Raw genomic sequence first — 16,005 nt, forward strand, 5'->3', positions numbered from 1 at the left:
GCGCCGGGCACGCCGGCGCAGATAACCTATTGGTACTAGCCCCCCGGTTCAGGTGGCGGCGATGCCTACACTGGCGCCGCACCGCCCGATCCTGGGGAGGCCGGTGGCCCGTGCTGAACGGCCGGGCGCGTCATTGCGAAAGTTTCGGCCCCTGCGGCCGTTGTTGTCCTGTCCACACGCAATCTGAGAGAGCCGCACCCAACATGCGCCCGATTCCCACCTTGCTGGCCCTGTCGCTGGCCGCGCTTCCCGCCTTCGCTTCGGCTGCCGATTTCGACAACTGGCCGACCAAGTACGCCTTCGGCGACGGCACCGAGTTGGCCGCTACCGCCAACATCGCCTACGACTACAACGATTTCTCCTCGGGCAGCGGCCTGGAGGACGACGACGCCGTGCGCCGCAAGGAGTTCGGTGCGACGCTGAAGAAGAAGGGCGTCTACGACGCGATGGTCTACTACGACTTCCAGTCCGATACCTGGCTGGACGTGTTCGTGCGCTTCGAGAGCAAGGCCTTCTTCGGTCGCGACATCGGTCGCTTCCGCTTCGGCTATATGAAGACCCCGGTCGGCCTGGATGCGAACACCTCTTCGCGCGCCGGCAGCTTCCTGGAAACCGCACTGCCCGTGCAGGCCTTCTACGAAGGCCGCCGCACCGGCGTGGAATGGGTGCTGGAGCGCCCGCAGTACCTGCTGCAGGCCGGCGCCTATGGCGGCAAGGACCTGCAGGGTGACAACCCCGGCACCACCCAGGCAGTACGTGCGGTGTGGACCCCGGTGAAGGCGCCGGGTGACGTGATCCACCTGGGCCTGGCCTACTCGCAGGAAAATCCGCGCGGTTACAGCGATGGCCGTGACGTGCACCACGAGGCCAGCGCGCGCCTTCGCGCGCGCCCGGAAGCCGGCCTGACCGACATCCGCTACGTCGATTCCGGCGCCCTGGTCACCGCCGACCAGATCCGCCGCACCGGCCTGGAAGGCATCTGGATCCGCGGCCCGTTCTCGCTGCAGGCCGAAGCCCTGCGCGCCACGGTCACCCGCCATGACGGCAAGCCCGACTACACCGGCAGCGGCCAGTACGCGATGGCCAGCTGGGTGCTGACCGGCGAGTCGCGCCCGTACAACGCAGGTGCCGTGGCCAACATCAAGCCGGCGCACGACTACGGCGCGGTGGAACTGGTGGCCCGTTACAGCCGCATGGACCTGGACGATGGCAGCATCCTGGGTGGCCGCCAGCACGACCTGACCCTGGGCGCGAACTGGTACCTGACCAGCCACTTCAAGTTCCAGGCAAACTACGTGAAGGTCGACGCCAGCCGTCGTGGTGTGCACAGCACGCCGGAGATCTTCGAGCTGCGCGCGCAGATGCACTTCTGACCCCTTCCACGTCAGATTCCGGCGGGCGTGCACGCCACGCCCGCCGGCCCTGCGTAGACTGCCGCCATGTACTGGCTCAGCCGCCATCGGATGCTGTTGCTGACCATCCTGGTGATGGTCGGTGGCACCGTGCTTTGTGCGGTCGCCGCCGGCCACTACGCCTGGCGGCGCGCCCTCGGCGAGGAAAGCAGCCAGGTGCAACGCCAGCTGCAGCTGTACGGCCAGGGCCTGCAGCAGCGCATCGACCGCTTCGGCACGTTGCCGCAGGTACTGGCGCTGGATCCGGATCTGCTGCACGCCCTGCGTGTGCCGCCCTCGCCCACCGAACAGCAGCGGCTGAACCTCAAGCTGCAACGCGCCAATGAAGTCACCCGTGCCTCGACCCTGACCCTGGTCGGCCACGACGGGGTGGCAGTGGCGGCCAGCAACTGGGACCAGCCGACCAGCAACGTCGGCGAGAACTACAGCTACCGCCCCTACTACCGGCAGGCACTGGCGCAGGGCCGCGGCCGCTTCTACGGCATCGGCATGACCACCGGCGTACCCGGCTACTACCTGTCGCAGGCCATCGAGGAAGACGGCAAGCGGCTCGGCGTGGTGGTGATCAAGGTCGAGCTGTCGGCGCTGGAACAGGAATGGTTGAGCAGCCCGGACGTGGTGCTGGCCAGCGACGACCATGACGTGGTGTTCCTGGCCAACCGTGACAGCTGGCGCTACCGCCTGCTGCGCCCGCTGGGCGCCGATGAGCGCCGCGAAATGCTGGACGCCCGCCAATACGCCGACCGCGCGTTGCAGCCATTGCGCGCGCGTACTGAAGACGTGCTTGCCGATGGTGGCCGCATGGTGCGCCTGCTCGATCCCGCACTGCCGCAGCCGATGCTGTGGCAAAGCCTGCCGCTGCCCGCCGAAGGCTGGAACCTGCATCTGCTGCACGACGCCAGCGCCGCCACCGCCGCCGGTCGCGCGGCCGCCCTCACCGGCGGTGCCGCGTGGCTGGCGCTGGGCTTCCTGGTGCTGTTCGTGCAGCAGCGCCGACGCCTGGCCAAGCATCGCCTGCGCAGCCGCCGCGAACTGGAAACCCTGCTCAAGCAGCACGCACAGGAACTGCGCACCGCACAGGATGGCCTGCTGCAGGCGGCCACCGACGCCGACAGCGGACTCAGCCGCAGCCTCGAACACCTGCCGCAGGGCGTGGTGGTGATCGACCGCGAACTGCGCCTGGTCGCGTGGAACTCGCGCTACCTGGAACTGTTCCGTTTCCCACAGGACCTGGTTCGCGTCGGCCGGCCGATCGAGGAACTGTTCCGCTTCAACGCACGCCGTGGCCTGCTCGGTCCGGGCCCGGTCGATGAAGCAATCGAGCGTCGCCTGAACCACCTGCGCAGCGGCCGCCCGCACATGCGCGAGAGCGAGAAGGACGACGGCACGGTGCTGGAGATCCGTGGCAATCCGCTGCCTGACGGCGGCTTCGTCACCAGCTATGCCGACATCACCAGCTACAAGAACGCCGCGCGCGAACTGCGCTCGCTGGCCGATGCGCTGGAGCACCGCATCGCCGAGCGCACCCATGATCTGGAAGAAGCACGCCGCGAAGCCGAGCAGGCCAACCGCTACAAGACCCGTTTCGTTGCCTCGGCCGTGCACGACCTGCTGCAGCCCCTCAACGCGGCGCGCATGTTCGTCTCGGTGCTGCGCGGCAAGCTGAGTGACCCGGCGCAGCAACAGACCAGCGACCACATCGATGCTGCATTGGCCGCGCAGGATGCGATCCTCAACAGCCTGCTGGATATCGCGCGCCTGGAATCGGGCAGCCTGCCCACGCGCGTACAGGCGTTCCGGCTCGGGCCTTTGCTGCAGACGCTGGCACGCGAGTTCGGCATCGCCGCGCAGTCACGCGGGCTGGTGGTCGACTGGGTCGATACCGCTGCGGTGGTGGTCAGCGATGAAGCGCTGCTGCGCCGCATCCTGCAGAACTTCCTGTCCAACGCATTGCGCTACAGCGAACGTGGCCGCGTGCTGCTCGGCTGCCGTCGCCGCGAAGGCCTGCTGTGGATCGAAGTTCACGACCAAGGCCCCGGCATTCCCGATGCACTGCAGGGCGAGATCTTCGAGGAGTTCCGCCGCCTGCACGACGGCCAGCAGCGCGGCGCCGGCCTTGGCCTGGCAATCGTCGACCGCATCGGTCGGCTGCTCGGCCACCCGATCCGCCTGCGCTCGCAGCTGGGCCAGGGCAGCGTGTTCGCGGTGGGCGTGCCGTTCGGCGAAGCCAGCGCGATTCCCGCTACTGCTCCTGTGCCGGTGCTGGTGCAGGAACCGGCCGCGGACAATCCGCTGCGCGGTCGCCGGGTGTGGGTGATCGACGACGATCCGCACGTCTGCGCCGCCAGCCGCGCGCTGCTGGAGCGCTGGGGCTGCGAGGTGGCGCTGGCCGACGGCCCGCAGGCGGCGCTGCAGCTGGCGGCAACAGGCGCGGTGCCGGAGCTGGTGCTGCTGGATGTGCGCATGGGCGATCACCACGGGCCGGTGCTGTACGAGACGCTGGCCGAGTTGTGGCAAGCGCGCCCGCCGGTGGTGCTGGTCACCGCCGAGCGCGATGCGGGATTGCGTGAGATGGCCGGCGAGCGCGGTTGGGGAATGATGGCCAAGCCGGTGAAGCCGCCGGCGCTGCGGGCGTTGATGAGCCAGTTGTTGATCCGGCATCGCGGGTAGTTTCCAGCCAATGGCGCAGCCCCTCGTGGGTGGTCGCACAAAGCAGTTCATCGGTGGGACCGGGCAGATGGGCTGCACAGGGGCCGCTGCAAGTACGTCCCTGTAAGCTCGGTCGCCGCATCCATGCGGCTCACGCCCCTGTGCAGCCCATCTGCCCGGCCACGGACACGTTCCGTGCGCGTCCACCCTCGGAGAAGAAAAAAGATCAAAAGCGGGTCGCGCGCTGCGCTTGCTCGTGTAGAGCCGAGCCCATGCTCGGCCTCACGGACGGGCCGGAAAGCAGCCGAGCGTGGGCTCGGCTCTACGAAAAATGGCCTGCCAGGCTGCCTTTGCTTTTGATCTTCTTTTCTCTTCCGTGGGTGACAGGCCACCGAAATCTGTCAGAGGTCGGTCGGGTTGGGTGCGCGGGGGTGTCAGCCGCATGGGCCCGAGGCATGCCTCGGGCGGGTTGGGCAGGACGCCCAACCCGGGTCTTGCCGTGTGCGCAGGACAGCGCACACGAGCAAGCGGCTGCCAAGCCTCCAGGGGCGGATTCACGGCGTCCCCCGCGCACCCAACCCGACTGGCCCGCTCGCAGCTTCTGCTTTCAGCGACCAACCCAAACCCACCCACGAGGGGCTGCGCCGTTGGCTGGAAACTACAACCCGATGCCGGCGTCGCCCTCAGGCTCCAGCGCCTTCACCAGCACCGCTGCCTGCGTGCGGCTATGGCATTCGAGCTTCTTCAGGATCGCGGTGACATGCACCTTCACCGTGTTCTCGGCCAACCCCAGCGTATAGGCAATCTGCTTGTTGAGCAGGCCATCGGCCAGGCACAGCAGCACGCGGAACTGCTGCGGGGTCAGCTGGGCCAGGCGGCTGGCCAGCAGTGCATCGGCCTCCGAACGCTCGGCGGCCATCGCCGGGAACCACAGGCCACCATCGAGCACCGCCTGCACGGCCTCGCCGATGGTCTCGGCCGGGGCCGACTTCGGAATGAAGCCGGCCGCGCCGAACTGCTGGGCACGGCGGATCACCCGTGGGTGGTCGTTGGACGAGAGGATCACCACCGGGATGTCCGGATGCGAGCCGCGCACGTGCAGCAGCGCGGAGAAACCGTGCGCGCCGGGCATGGTCAGGTCCAGCAGCACCAGGTCCACGTCCGGGTACGCGTCGAGTGCTTCGGCCAATGCCTCGGCGCTGGCGACCTCGCGCACCTGCGCCAGCGGCAGGCTCTGCCGCAATGACTGCACCACCGCCGAACGCAGCAGCGGGTGGTCATCGGCGATCAGGATGGTGTATTCGCTCATGCCGCCATTGTACGGGCAGGCCGGAGCCTCAGCGCCCTGCCGGCTCCACGCTGCTGCGCCAGGCATCCAGGAACTGGCGGCGCTTGAGCGCGTCCAGGTACACCAGCAGGCCCGGGCCGAGCTGGATCGGGCGGCGGCTGCGGCCGGGCGCATCGTCGCCACCTGCGTTGCCGGTCACGATCGGCATCAGCCGTGCCTCGCGCGACAGCACCTGCTGGCCACGTGGTGACAACAGGTAGTCGAGGAAGCGCCGGGCTTCTTCCGGGTGTGGGCCGGTACGTGGAATCACCGCGGTACGCAGCACCACCAGCGTGTAGTCCTCGGGCTCCACGATCGCCAGCGGCGCACCCGCGTCGATGCGCGCCTGCGCGTAGGAGCCGAGCACGTTGTAGACCAGCGACAGCTGTCCGCTGGCGACCTTGTCCAGCAGCACGCCGGTGCGCTCCTCGCGCACCACGTCGTTGTCGCCCAGCGCGCCCAGCAACGCGCCGGCGATGCTGCCACGCTGCGCATCCTGGGTAGACAACAGGTAGCCGACACTGCTGCGCTCGATGTCATAGGTACCGACCCTGCCGCGCAGCGGTGCCCCCTCCGCGCGCAACCGGTCCAGCAGTTGCCGACGCGTGTGCGGCACCTTCGCAGCCGGCAGTGCGCGGGTGTTGTAGACCATCACCACCGGCTCGTAGCTGATGCCGAAGGCCTCGTTGCGCCACTGCGCCCAGGCCGGCAGCGCAGCGGTCTGCGCCGAACGATGCGGCAGCGCGTGGCCGTCGTTGACCAGCTTGGTCTGCAGGTCCATGCCGCTGGAGATCAGCAGGTCCGGCGATGCCGGTCCGCCGCGGTCGTGCAGGTACCGCGCGTACAGGTCCTGGGTGATGATGTCCTCGTACACCACCTCAGTGCCGGGGTGCAGCCGCTGGTAGTCGGCAATCACTACCGCGAACACTTCGATGTCGGTGGTGCCGTGGATGCGCAGCTGCGCAGTGGCCTTTGCCTGGGCCGGGAAGCGGCGCACGTCGCCCGGTGCCGCAAGCACCGGCAGGGCCAGCAGCAAGGCAACGGCAGCAGCGAACAGGCGGATCATGGAGTGCTCCGGGGCAGGCGGATGGTGGCGACCAGCCCGCCCTGCGGACGGTTGCTGAGGTCGATGCGACCGCCATGGCTGTCGACCACGCGCTTGACGATGGCCAGGCCAAGCCCGGCGCCGCCGGACGGCGCGCCTTCGCCACGGGCGAAGCGCTCGAACACGCGTTCGGCATCGGCGGCGGCAATGCCGGCACCGTGGTCGGCGATGGTCAGCACGGCCTGCCCGCCTTCCACGGTCAATGCGATCTGCAACGGCCCATCACCACCGTACTTCAACGCGTTGTCGACCAGGTTCTTGATCGCCTCGCGCAACAGCAGCGCATCGCCATGTACCTGTACCGGCTCGGCGGTCATCGCCAGTTGTACGCGCGGTGCCGGGCCGGCCTGCGGCAGTGCTTCATGCAGGGCCTGGTGCACGGTCTCGGCCAGGTCCACCGCTGCAAAGCGCTGCAGATGCGAGCGATGGATCACGCTGGCATCGCTGAGCAGCTGGTTCAGCAACCGACTCATGTGGGTGGCATTGCGTTCGATCGCCTGCAGGCTGCGCCGCATGTCCTCGGGGTCGTCGTCATCCAGCGCCAGCTGTGCCTGCGCGCGCAGGGCAGCCAACGGCGTACGCATCTGGTGCGCGGCCTCGGCCATGAACGCGCGCAAGGTCTCGTTGCTGCTGGACAGTCGTTCCATGAAGCGGTTCAACGCCGCCACCATCTGGTCCATCTCACGCGGCACGCGCGCATCCAGCGGCTTCAGGTCGGATGGCTCGCGGCGCGACAGCTCGCGTTCCACCCGCACCAATGGCCGGAACGCGCGATGCACGCCAAAGGCCACCAGCGCCAGCAGCAGCCCGGACAGCACACCGATCGCCAGCAATGCACGGTTGACCATGTCCTGCGCAACCGCTTCACGTGCACGCCGGGTCTGGCCGACCTGCACCTGCACCTCGCCCTGCGCCGACGCGGCGGCGAAACTGCGGCCGACCACCACGAAGCGCACGGTCTCGCCGCTGTACGCCGCATCAAACAGCTGCGGTTGCGTGCCGGGCCGGCGCGGCGGCGCCGGCAGGTCGCCGTAGCCGGTGATCAGGTTGCCGCGACTGTCGGCGACCCGATAGAACACACGGTCTTCCGGGGCCATCGCCAGCAGGTCCAGCGCGGCATAGGGAAGATCGACCTGCCACTGGCCATCGACCAGGGCCACCGAATCGGCGATGGACAACGCCGAGGACACCAGAAGGTGATCGTAGGAACGGTTGGCGGCGCGCTGGCCATAGCCGCGCGCCGCAAACAGCAGGGCCACCGCGAACACCGCCAGCAACGCGCCAAGGTAGACCAGCAGCGTGCGCCGCAGCGAGCCCGGTGCGGCATTCGCGGTACGCGCGTCAGCCATCGGCGTCGGCGCTGCCGTCACTGGCTTCCAGCAGGTAGCCAACGCCGCGCACCGTGGTGATGCGCAGCGGTGCGCCTGCCAGCTTCTTTCTCAGGCGACCCACATACAGTTCGATGGCATTCGGACCGGCTTCGTCGTCGAAGCCGAACAGGCCGTTGCCGATTTCGTCCTTGCCGACCACCTGGCCAATGCGCCCGACCAGGATTTCCAGCAACCGATATTCGCGGTTGGGCAGTTCGATCGGTTCACCGTTGAGGCTGACCCGGTGCGCGGCGTTATCGAACTGGAAGCCGCCGATCTGCACCACTTCGCTGGCCTGGCCACGCGCACGCCGCAGCAGCACGCGGCAGCGTGCTTCGAACTCGCGGAAATCGAACGGTTTGCCCAGGTAGTCGTCGGCGCCGACATCCAGCGCCTGCACGCGGTCTTCGATGCCATCGCGCGCGGTCAACATCAGTACCGGCGTGCTGTCGCCGCGCTCGCGCATGCCGGCCAGCACGCGCAGGCCATCGAGCTTGGGCAGGCCGATATCCAGCACCACCAGGTCGAAGCTCTGGTAGCGCAGTACGCTGGCCGCCGCCAGGCCATCGGCCTGCCAGTCCACGGCATGCCCACTGCGGCGCATGCGGCGGATGATCGCATCGGCCAGGTCCGGGTTGTCTTCGACCAGCAGCAGGCGCATGGGCACGGGGATGGGAGGGGAAACGAATGCTACCGCATGCCGCTGCCGCGCTCGCCGGGCCCCGCCCGGAGGCAGCAGCGGGCCGCTTTACGCTGCACCGCACAATCCGTTGACAGGACGATGACAGCTTGCCCGACCCAGACTGCGGCCGCGCACCGTCCGGTGCCCACGATTGCCGCGCGCCTGGCGCGCACCTGGGAGGGTTTGTGGAATTCACGTTTGCCTGGCGGCGCCCTGCCGCCATGATGGCGCTGGCTGCCCTGTCGGCGCCGGCCATTGCCGCCGAAGACGACCGTCCGGTCACCGCCACCCTCGGTGGTCGCCTGCACCTGGACTTCGCCACCTTCGACAACGACAACCGGGGCACCCCGAACAAGGACGACACCGAAATCCGCCGTGCGTGGGTTGACGTGTCCGGCAAGTTCTTCGTGGTCGACTACAAGCTGGAAGCCGATTTCTCCGGCGACCGCGTCGAGGCCAAGGACGTGTACCTGGCACGCAGCTTCGGTAAGGCCGGCAAGCTGACCGTCGGCCAGTTCAAGCAGTACTTCTCGCTGGATGACCGTACCAGCTCCAACTACGGCAGCTTCCTGGAGCGCGGCAACGCCGGCACCACGCTGGCGCCGCTGTACCGCCTGGGTGCGTCCTGGCAGGCCAACCCCGGTGACTTCACCTGGGCGGCCAGCCTCTACAGCCTGGAGAGCATCGACGCCTGGCAGGTGAAGGGTCGCGCTGCCGGTGGCCGCGTCACCTGGGCGCCCTCGCCCAGCGATGGCGACGTGCTGCACCTGGGCCTGTCGCTGGCCCGCGAGGCCTACGACAACCCCGGCGCCAACGGCGTGCCCGGCCTGCGCATCCGCCCGCGCCCGGCCGGCCATCTGTCCGACAACAGCCGCCTGACCCTGGTCGACTTCTCCGCCGGCCGCGATACCGACGTCAACAAGTGGTCGCTGGAATACGCGCAGGTGCGCGGCCCGCTGTCGTGGCAGGGCGAGTTCAGTGGCGCAACCTTCGACGACGGCGCGCAGCGCGGCGATGTAATGGCGGCCTACGGCATGCTCAGCTGGTTCGTCACCGGCGAAAGTCGTGCCTACGACCGCAAGACCGGTCGATTCGCGCGGGTGAAGGACATCCGGCACAAGGCCGGTGCCTTCGAAGTGGCGCTGCGCTACGACCAGATGTGGGGCGCGCAGCATCTCGACGGTGCGCCGGACCTGCGTCGCGGCAGTACCGAAGCCTGGACGCTGGGTGGCAACTGGTACCTGCGCGACAACCTGCGCTTCATGCTCAACGTGATCGAAAGCCGTAACCGTGATCGCCTGGCCGGGGTGACGGTGGACCGCACGCGCGCGGTCACCGGCCGCCTGCAGTACGACTTCTAGGCCCGACATTCCGGGCATTCCGCCCGGGCCCCTTCCACTCCCCACGTCCTGTTTTCGCAAGGAGTCCGCAGATGATGCTGAGCATCCTCGGCTTTGGCATGGTCATTACGTTCATGTACTTGATCATGAGCAAGCGCCTGTCGCCGCTCGTCGCCCTGATCACCATTCCCATCCTGTTCGCGCTGATCGGTGGCTTCGGTGCCGGCATCGACGAGATGATGCTGGAGGGCATCAAGAAGATCGCGCCGACCGGCGTGATGCTGATGTTCGCCATCCTCTACTTCGGGGTGATGATCGACGCCGGCCTGTTCGATCCGCTGGTGCGGGTGATCCTGCGTTTCGTCAAGGGCGATCCGATGAAGATCGTGCTTGGCACCGCGGTGCTGGCGATGCTGATCTCGCTCGACGGCGATGGCTCGACCACCTACATGATCACCGTCTCGGCGATGCTGCCGCTGTACCAGCGGCTGGGCATGAACGCGCTGAACATGACGTGCGTGACCATCCTCGCCGGCGGCGTGATGAACCTGACCCCGTGGGGCGGCCCGACCGCACGCGCGGCCACAGCGCTGCACGTGGACCCGGCCGACGTGTTCGTGCCGCTGATCCCGTCGATGGTGATCGCCTGTGCCGGCGTGCTGCTGCTGGCCTGGTACCTGGGCCTGAAGGAACGCCGTCGCCTCGGCGTGGTCACCCTGCCCAAGGGCGGCAGCTGGATGGACAACAGCGTGTCCGATGACAGCAACCCGCTGCCGACCGTGGAAGACGCCGAAGACATCAAGCGCCCGAAGCTGCTGTGGGTGAACCTGGCCCTGACCGTGGCACTGATGACCGCGCTGATCATCGGCGTGCTGCCGATGCCGGTGCTGTTCATGGTCGGCTTCGCCATCGCCCTGGTGATCAACTATCCGAACCTGGCCGAGCAGCGCCGCCGCGTGGTCAACCATGCCGGCAACGTGCTGTCGGTGGTGTCGCTGATCTTCGCCGCGGGCATCTTCACCGGCATCCTCAACAACACCGGCATGGTCGAAGCGATGTCACACAGCTTCCTGGCGGTGATTCCGGAATCGTGGGGCCCGTACCTGGCGGTGATCACGGCGGTGGCGTCGATGCCGTTCACCTTCTTCATGTCCAACGACGCGTTCTACTTCGGCGTGCTGCCGATCCTGTCCGAGGCCGCTGGCAACTACGGCATCACCCCGGTGGAAATGGCACGCGCCTCGCTGGCCGGCCAGCCGGTGCACCTGCTCAGCCCGCTGGTGCCGTCCACCTACCTGCTGGTGGGCCTGGCCAAGGTCGAATTCGCCGACCACCAGAAGTTCACCCTGAAGTGGGCCATCGCCATCTCGATGCTGCTGATGGTCGGCAGCCTGCTGTTCGGCCTGTATCCCCTCGCCGCCTGACCCTTTGCCAAGGAGCCTTCTGCAATGACGCTTCGAATCGCTTACGTCACCAGTGGAATGGGCAGTGTCGGCACTGCCATCTGCCAGAGCCTGGCCCGCAGCGGCCACACCGTGGTTGCCGGCTGCGCGCCGAACTCGCCGCGCAAGGCCAACTGGCTGCGCGAGCAGCGCGAACAGGGCTTCGACTTCATCGCCTCCGAAGGCAACGCGACGGACTGGGCCTCGACCAGCGCGGCGTTCGCCAAGGTCCGCGCCGAAGTCGGCGAGGTGGATGTACTGGTCAACAATTCCGGCGGCAGCCGCGACCTGCTGTTCCGGCAGATGACGGTGGAGGACTGGAACGCGGTGATCGCCTCCAACCTCAACGCGCTGTTCAACCTGACCAAGCAGGTGGTGGACGGCATGGCCACGCGGGGCTGGGGCCGCATCATCAACATCGGTTCGGTCAGTGCCCACAAGGGACAGATCGGCCAGGTGAACTACGCCACCGCCAAGGCCGCGATGCATGGCTTCAGCCGTGCGCTGGCTGCCGAAGTTGCGTCGCGCGGGGTCACCGTCAACACGCTGTCGCCGGGCTACATCGCCAGCCAGGCGATCAGCAGCTTCCCGCCGGATGTGCTGGACCGGCTGGCTGCCTCGGTACCAGTGCGCCGCCTGGGCCGCCCCGAGGAAGTGGCCGGCCTGTGCGCGTGGCTGGCGTCGGATGAAGCCTCGTATGTGACCGGTGCCGACTACGCGGTCAACGGTGGTCTGTACATGGGTTGAGCCCTCCCCCACGGAGTGCGCGGGGGCCGGATCACCTTCAGTTGTGAAGGTGATCCGGCCCCTTTTGTTTCTGCATTTCTGAGACGCACTTCCCGATACATCGGCAGAACCGCTGCTATACCTGCCAGCGCTCGCCGAGCCCGATGGATGAACGGCTGGAATCGCGGATCAAGGAGGTTGGCATGCGTGCATTGCTGATTGCGCTTCTCGTGGTCGCCACTACGCTGCTGGCGACACCGACCCGCGCGGAGCCCCCGCCTATGCGGGTGATCACGGGCCTGGGCTGCCCCGACTGGCTGATCCCAGGCGCGCCCACGCTCGACGCGCAGATCACCGGCCATCCGGAGTGGACCTTCGCCTGGGCTCCCGCGTCCTATACCAATCGCGATCCCATCCGGATCTACATCCAGTCCTTCGACTGCGATTCCTCCGACATTGCAGGCTATTACTTCCGGATCGCAGCCATTGCCCATGAAGTGGGACACGCACTGTATTTCGAAGGTATCGCCTTGAGCACCCGAGGTGCGTTCATCCAGCACTTCTGCACCATGGAGGGGAAAGCGGTACTCAACAACCTCACCGCGCGCAGTGAGCTTCTGGTGACCAGCCTGGGGTACTACGACATCGGCGTAGCTGCGTCCAACGGTCCTGGCCTCATCGCACAGGCCGATGCCGGCGGTGAAGACCTGGACCGGCAGGTAGGTAAGCTGTTCTGCGACAACAACGTAACTTCAACCACCGGCGAGAACTACAACGACTTCTACGGAAGAATCTACGATGAAGCGATCGCAGCCCGTCCCTGAACTTCTTCTGATCCTGAGCCTGTTGGTTGCCGGTTCTGCAACAGCAGCCACGTCCGCTGCCACTGCGGAAGAGGCGGATGCAACCTGGCGGCTCGTGGAGCGCTGGTCCTTGCAGCTGTCACGCTCTGACCTTGTCGCGCAGCTATCACCCCTGGCTCCGGCCGGCTCGCGTTCGGAAGCAAGAATGGGCCGGGGCGACAGCGCCACCATCGATCTGGCGCCATTCGCGGTCGCTGGGAGGATCAAGGGGCCCTCTGGCCAGATCTACACCGACGCGTCGGGGCGAATCATCAAAGGCATTACGCTGCGGCTGAGCGGCGCCTGCATCTCGCGAAAGCAGATGGGTCGTCGCTACCCCGACTTCAATGTCCTTTCCGTGCCGTCAGGGCATAGCCTGGACGAGTCGACGGTGTTCGGCACAGTAGTGAACGGCATCCAGATCGGGTTCTCATTCTCCGAGCATGACCGTGACTGCATGGACCAGCTCAAATTGAGCTGGCCTGGGGAGCGCTTCTGATTCCCACCGGCCTACCACCATGACGAACATGTTGCAGAGCACGCACCACTGCCCTGCATCGTTCGTTGGTTTTTCGTAAAGAAGGTTTCATGTTCCGTTCGCATAGTGGCCATGCACCGCGCACGCGTGCCGGTGACCACCCCCAATGCAACGGACCACCATGCAGACCCGACACCTGACGATCGCCGTGGCGATCGCCCTCTCCGCCGCCACCAGCGCCCATGCCGCCACCGCCGCCGATACCGGCGCCAGCACCGATGCCGCGCTGAGCGCGCAGACGCTGGATACCGTCTCCGTGATCGGCCAGGGCGAGACCCGCCAGGTGCAGCGCATCACCACCGTCGACAAGCAGGTGCTGCCGCCGGGCACCAGCGGCCAGAAGATCCTCGACCGCCTGCCGGGCGTGTCGGTGCAGTCCAACGATGCCTTCGGCGCCAACGAAGAATCGCAGACCATCAGCCTGCGCGGCTTCGACAAGAGCCGCCTCGGCTACACGCTGGACGGCATCCCGCTGGGCGACAACAGCTACGGCAACTACAACGGCCTGAGCATCGCCCGCGCCATCATCGCCGAGAACCTGGCCGGTGCCGAGCTGTCGCAGGGCATCGGTTCGCTGGGCGTGGCCTCGACCAGCAACCTGGGCGGCACCATCCAGTACTTCTCGATGGACCCGTCCACCGAGTTCGGTGGCCGCGCCAGCGTCACCGTCGGCGACAACAGCCAGCGCCGTGGCTACCTGCGCGTGGATACCGGTGACATCAACGGCTTCTCGGCCTATGTGTCCGGCGTGCACCAGGACCAGGACATGTGGGCCGCGCCCTACCAGAACCAGACCACCCGCCAGTTCAACGCCAAGGCAGTGTGGAATGTCGGCGACCACCGCTTCGGTGCGTTCGTGGCCACCTCGCGCGCCAGCCAGGCCAACTACGCCTACCTGTCCAAGGACATGCTGGCGCGTGGCCTGGGCTGGGATTGGAACATCTACGCGCCGGACTGGGATCGCGCCGTGGCCGCTGCGTACTGCGCGCCGGGCACCTTCAATGCTTCGAAGTGCAAGTACAGCGGCAATGTCCGCAGCATCGACGATGCCTACTACCAGAGCCGCGCACTGCGTGACGACAATCTCTATTCGGTCGATGCCGACCTGCGCCTGGGCGAGCAGGGCCGCCTGAAGCTGCTGGCCTATCACCACGACAACCGTGGCCAGGGCCACTGGTGGGCACCGGGCCAGCCGTCCTACCCGGGCACCGACAGGATGCTGCCGATCTCGATCCGCAGCACCAACTACACGATCAACCGCGACGGCCTGACCGCCGCGCTGTCGTGGACGGTGGGCATCCACGAACTGGAAGCCGGCCTGTGGTACGAGCAGAACGACCACAACGTGTCGCGCAACTTCTACTACATCAGTGGCCCGTTCCTGGACGACCTGTACCTGAAGAACCCTGATCGCCTGCTGTTCAACCAGGACTTCGACATCCGCACGCGCCAGTTCTACGTGCAGGACCGCATGCGCTTCCTGGACCAGCGCCTGACCGTGGACGTGGGCATCAAGAGCCCGAACACCCGCATGCGTGCCACCGCCCAGCCGGGCGTGGAAACCAGCATCGCCTCGGGCACGCTGACCGCCAAGGAATCGGTGCTGCCGCAGGTGGGCCTGGGCTTCAAGCTCAATGCCAACAACGAGCTGTTCGCCTCGTACGCCGAAAACATCGCCGCCTTCGTCGGCGGTGGCAGCGGCGGCCCGCTGCAGGTGTCGCCGGAATCGTTCGCGGCCAGCGCTGGCCTGGAGCCGGAGAAGTCCAAGAGCCTGGAAGCCGGCTTCCGTACCTTCGGCGAGAAGTACCAGGCCTCGATCGCCGCATACAACGTCAAGTTCGACAACCGCCTGCTGTCGTTGAACCCGTGCTCGAGCATCGAAGTCGGCACGCGTCCGGAGTGCGTGACGCGCTTCATCAACGTCGGTTCGGTGAAGAGCTACGGCGCGGAACTGACCTTCATCCTCAAGCCGATCGACGGCCTGCAGTGGTACAACGCGCTGTCCTGGAACAAGACCACCTACGAGGATGACTACACCTCGGGCGGCGCCATCGTTCCGGTGGCCGGCAAGATCACGGTGGATACGCCGCAGCGCATGGCCTCCAGTGAGATCAGCTGGAACCGCGATGGCTTCTTCGCCAGCCTGCGTGCCAAGTACACCGGCAAGCGCTACTACACCTACACCAACGACCAGTCGGTGCCGGGCGTGACCACCTTCGACGCCGGTGCGGGCTACGATTTCGGCCCGGGCCTGGGCCTGCGCAACGTGCGGGTGTCGTTGAACGCGACCAACCTGACCAACAAGCGCTATGCCGGCCAACTGAGCTCGTTCGCGCCGACCGATCCGAAGGGCACGCGCTATGCGATCCATGCGAGCGCACCGCGTCAGTTGTTCATGACGGTGGCGGCGGAGTTCTAAGTCGAAAGCGTTGCTCCGCAGCGTCTTGATTATCATCGCGGGGCAGAGCCGGATGGGCCGGCGCAGGACACGCCGTAAACCCATCCATGGGGGCTCGATGGCGCCATCCATGGCGCCAACGGTCCTGCGCCGGCCCATCCGACCCTGCTCGAC

12 protein-coding genes are annotated in these 16,005 nt (G+C 67.0%); 8 read left to right on the plus strand and 4 right to left on the minus strand.

Annotated elements, in window-relative coordinates; translation table 11 throughout:
• The first annotated feature begins 203 nt into the window (after nucleotides 1–203).
• Both AC5P6S_RS03550 and AC5P6S_RS03555 read left to right on the plus strand, forming a co-directional pair.
• A complete protein-coding gene (locus AC5P6S_RS03550) occupies nucleotides 204–1,373 on the plus strand; it encodes an OprO/OprP family phosphate-selective porin (protein WP_005414426.1) in 1,170 nt (389 codons plus the stop codon).
• A 66-nt stretch (nucleotides 1,374–1,439) separates the two neighbouring features.
• Nucleotides 1,440–4,082, plus strand: coding sequence for a hybrid sensor histidine kinase/response regulator (locus tag AC5P6S_RS03555; protein ID WP_012481214.1), 2,643 nt, complete (start codon nucleotides 1,440–1,442; stop codon nucleotides 4,080–4,082).
• Nucleotides 4,083–4,719: 637 nt separating this feature from the next.
• Here AC5P6S_RS03555 and AC5P6S_RS03560 read toward each other — a convergent pair.
• Genes AC5P6S_RS03560 through AC5P6S_RS03575 form a run of 4 tightly spaced genes read right to left on the minus strand, consistent with a single transcriptional unit; the run spans nucleotide 4,720 to nucleotide 8,524 of the window.
• Nucleotides 4,720–5,370, minus strand: coding sequence for a response regulator (locus AC5P6S_RS03560; RefSeq protein ID WP_012481215.1), 651 nt, complete (start codon nucleotides 5,368–5,370; stop codon nucleotides 4,720–4,722).
• A 28-nt stretch (nucleotides 5,371–5,398) separates the two neighbouring features.
• Nucleotides 5,399–6,454 (minus strand): ABC transporter substrate-binding protein, encoded by a 1,056-nt coding sequence (locus tag AC5P6S_RS03565; protein WP_012481216.1) that lies wholly within the window; start codon nucleotides 6,452–6,454, stop codon nucleotides 5,399–5,401.
• A complete protein-coding gene (locus AC5P6S_RS03570; RefSeq protein WP_012481217.1) occupies nucleotides 6,451–7,842 on the minus strand; it encodes a sensor histidine kinase in 1,392 nt (463 codons plus the stop codon). The genes AC5P6S_RS03565 and AC5P6S_RS03570 overlap by 4 nt, the downstream gene beginning before the upstream one ends.
• Nucleotides 7,835–8,524: a response regulator gene (locus tag AC5P6S_RS03575; protein ID WP_043034043.1), complete on the minus strand. Its 690-nt coding sequence runs from the start codon at nucleotides 8,522–8,524 to the stop codon at nucleotides 7,835–7,837. Before AC5P6S_RS03575 ends, AC5P6S_RS03570 begins: the two co-directional genes overlap by 8 nt.
• A 242-nt stretch (nucleotides 8,525–8,766) precedes the next feature.
• Here AC5P6S_RS03575 and AC5P6S_RS03580 point away from each other — a divergent pair, with 242 nt between their 5' ends.
• From AC5P6S_RS03580 to AC5P6S_RS03605, 6 genes are all read left to right on the plus strand, one after another.
• Nucleotides 8,767–9,906, plus strand: a complete 1,140-nt coding sequence (locus AC5P6S_RS03580; RefSeq protein ID WP_241879936.1) for an OprO/OprP family phosphate-selective porin — start codon at nucleotides 8,767–8,769, stop codon at nucleotides 9,904–9,906.
• Nucleotides 9,907–9,980: 74 nt separating this feature from the next.
• Nucleotides 9,981–11,309: a CitMHS family transporter gene (locus AC5P6S_RS03585; protein ID WP_012481220.1), complete on the plus strand. Its 1,329-nt coding sequence runs from the start codon at nucleotides 9,981–9,983 to the stop codon at nucleotides 11,307–11,309.
• Between the two features lie 24 nt (nucleotides 11,310–11,333).
• A complete protein-coding gene (phbB, locus tag AC5P6S_RS03590; protein ID WP_005414435.1) occupies nucleotides 11,334–12,074 on the plus strand; it encodes an acetoacetyl-CoA reductase in 741 nt (246 codons plus the stop codon).
• 182 nt (nucleotides 12,075–12,256) lie between these two features.
• Entirely contained in the window at nucleotides 12,257–12,877 is a 621-nt protein-coding gene (locus AC5P6S_RS03595; protein WP_065426815.1) for a hypothetical protein, read from the plus strand.
• Entirely contained in the window at nucleotides 12,852–13,394 is a 543-nt protein-coding gene (locus AC5P6S_RS03600; RefSeq protein ID WP_049450563.1) for a hypothetical protein, read from the plus strand. Before AC5P6S_RS03595 ends, AC5P6S_RS03600 begins: the two co-directional genes overlap by 26 nt.
• 160 nt (nucleotides 13,395–13,554) lie before the next feature.
• Complete coding sequence (locus AC5P6S_RS03605; protein WP_201862517.1) at nucleotides 13,555–15,852, plus strand: TonB-dependent receptor; 2,298 nt, start codon at nucleotides 13,555–13,557, stop codon at nucleotides 15,850–15,852.
• The last annotated feature ends 153 nt before the right edge of the window (nucleotides 15,853–16,005 follow it).

The sequence above is a fragment of the Stenotrophomonas sp. YJH_SMC_119 genome (assembly GCF_059368315.1).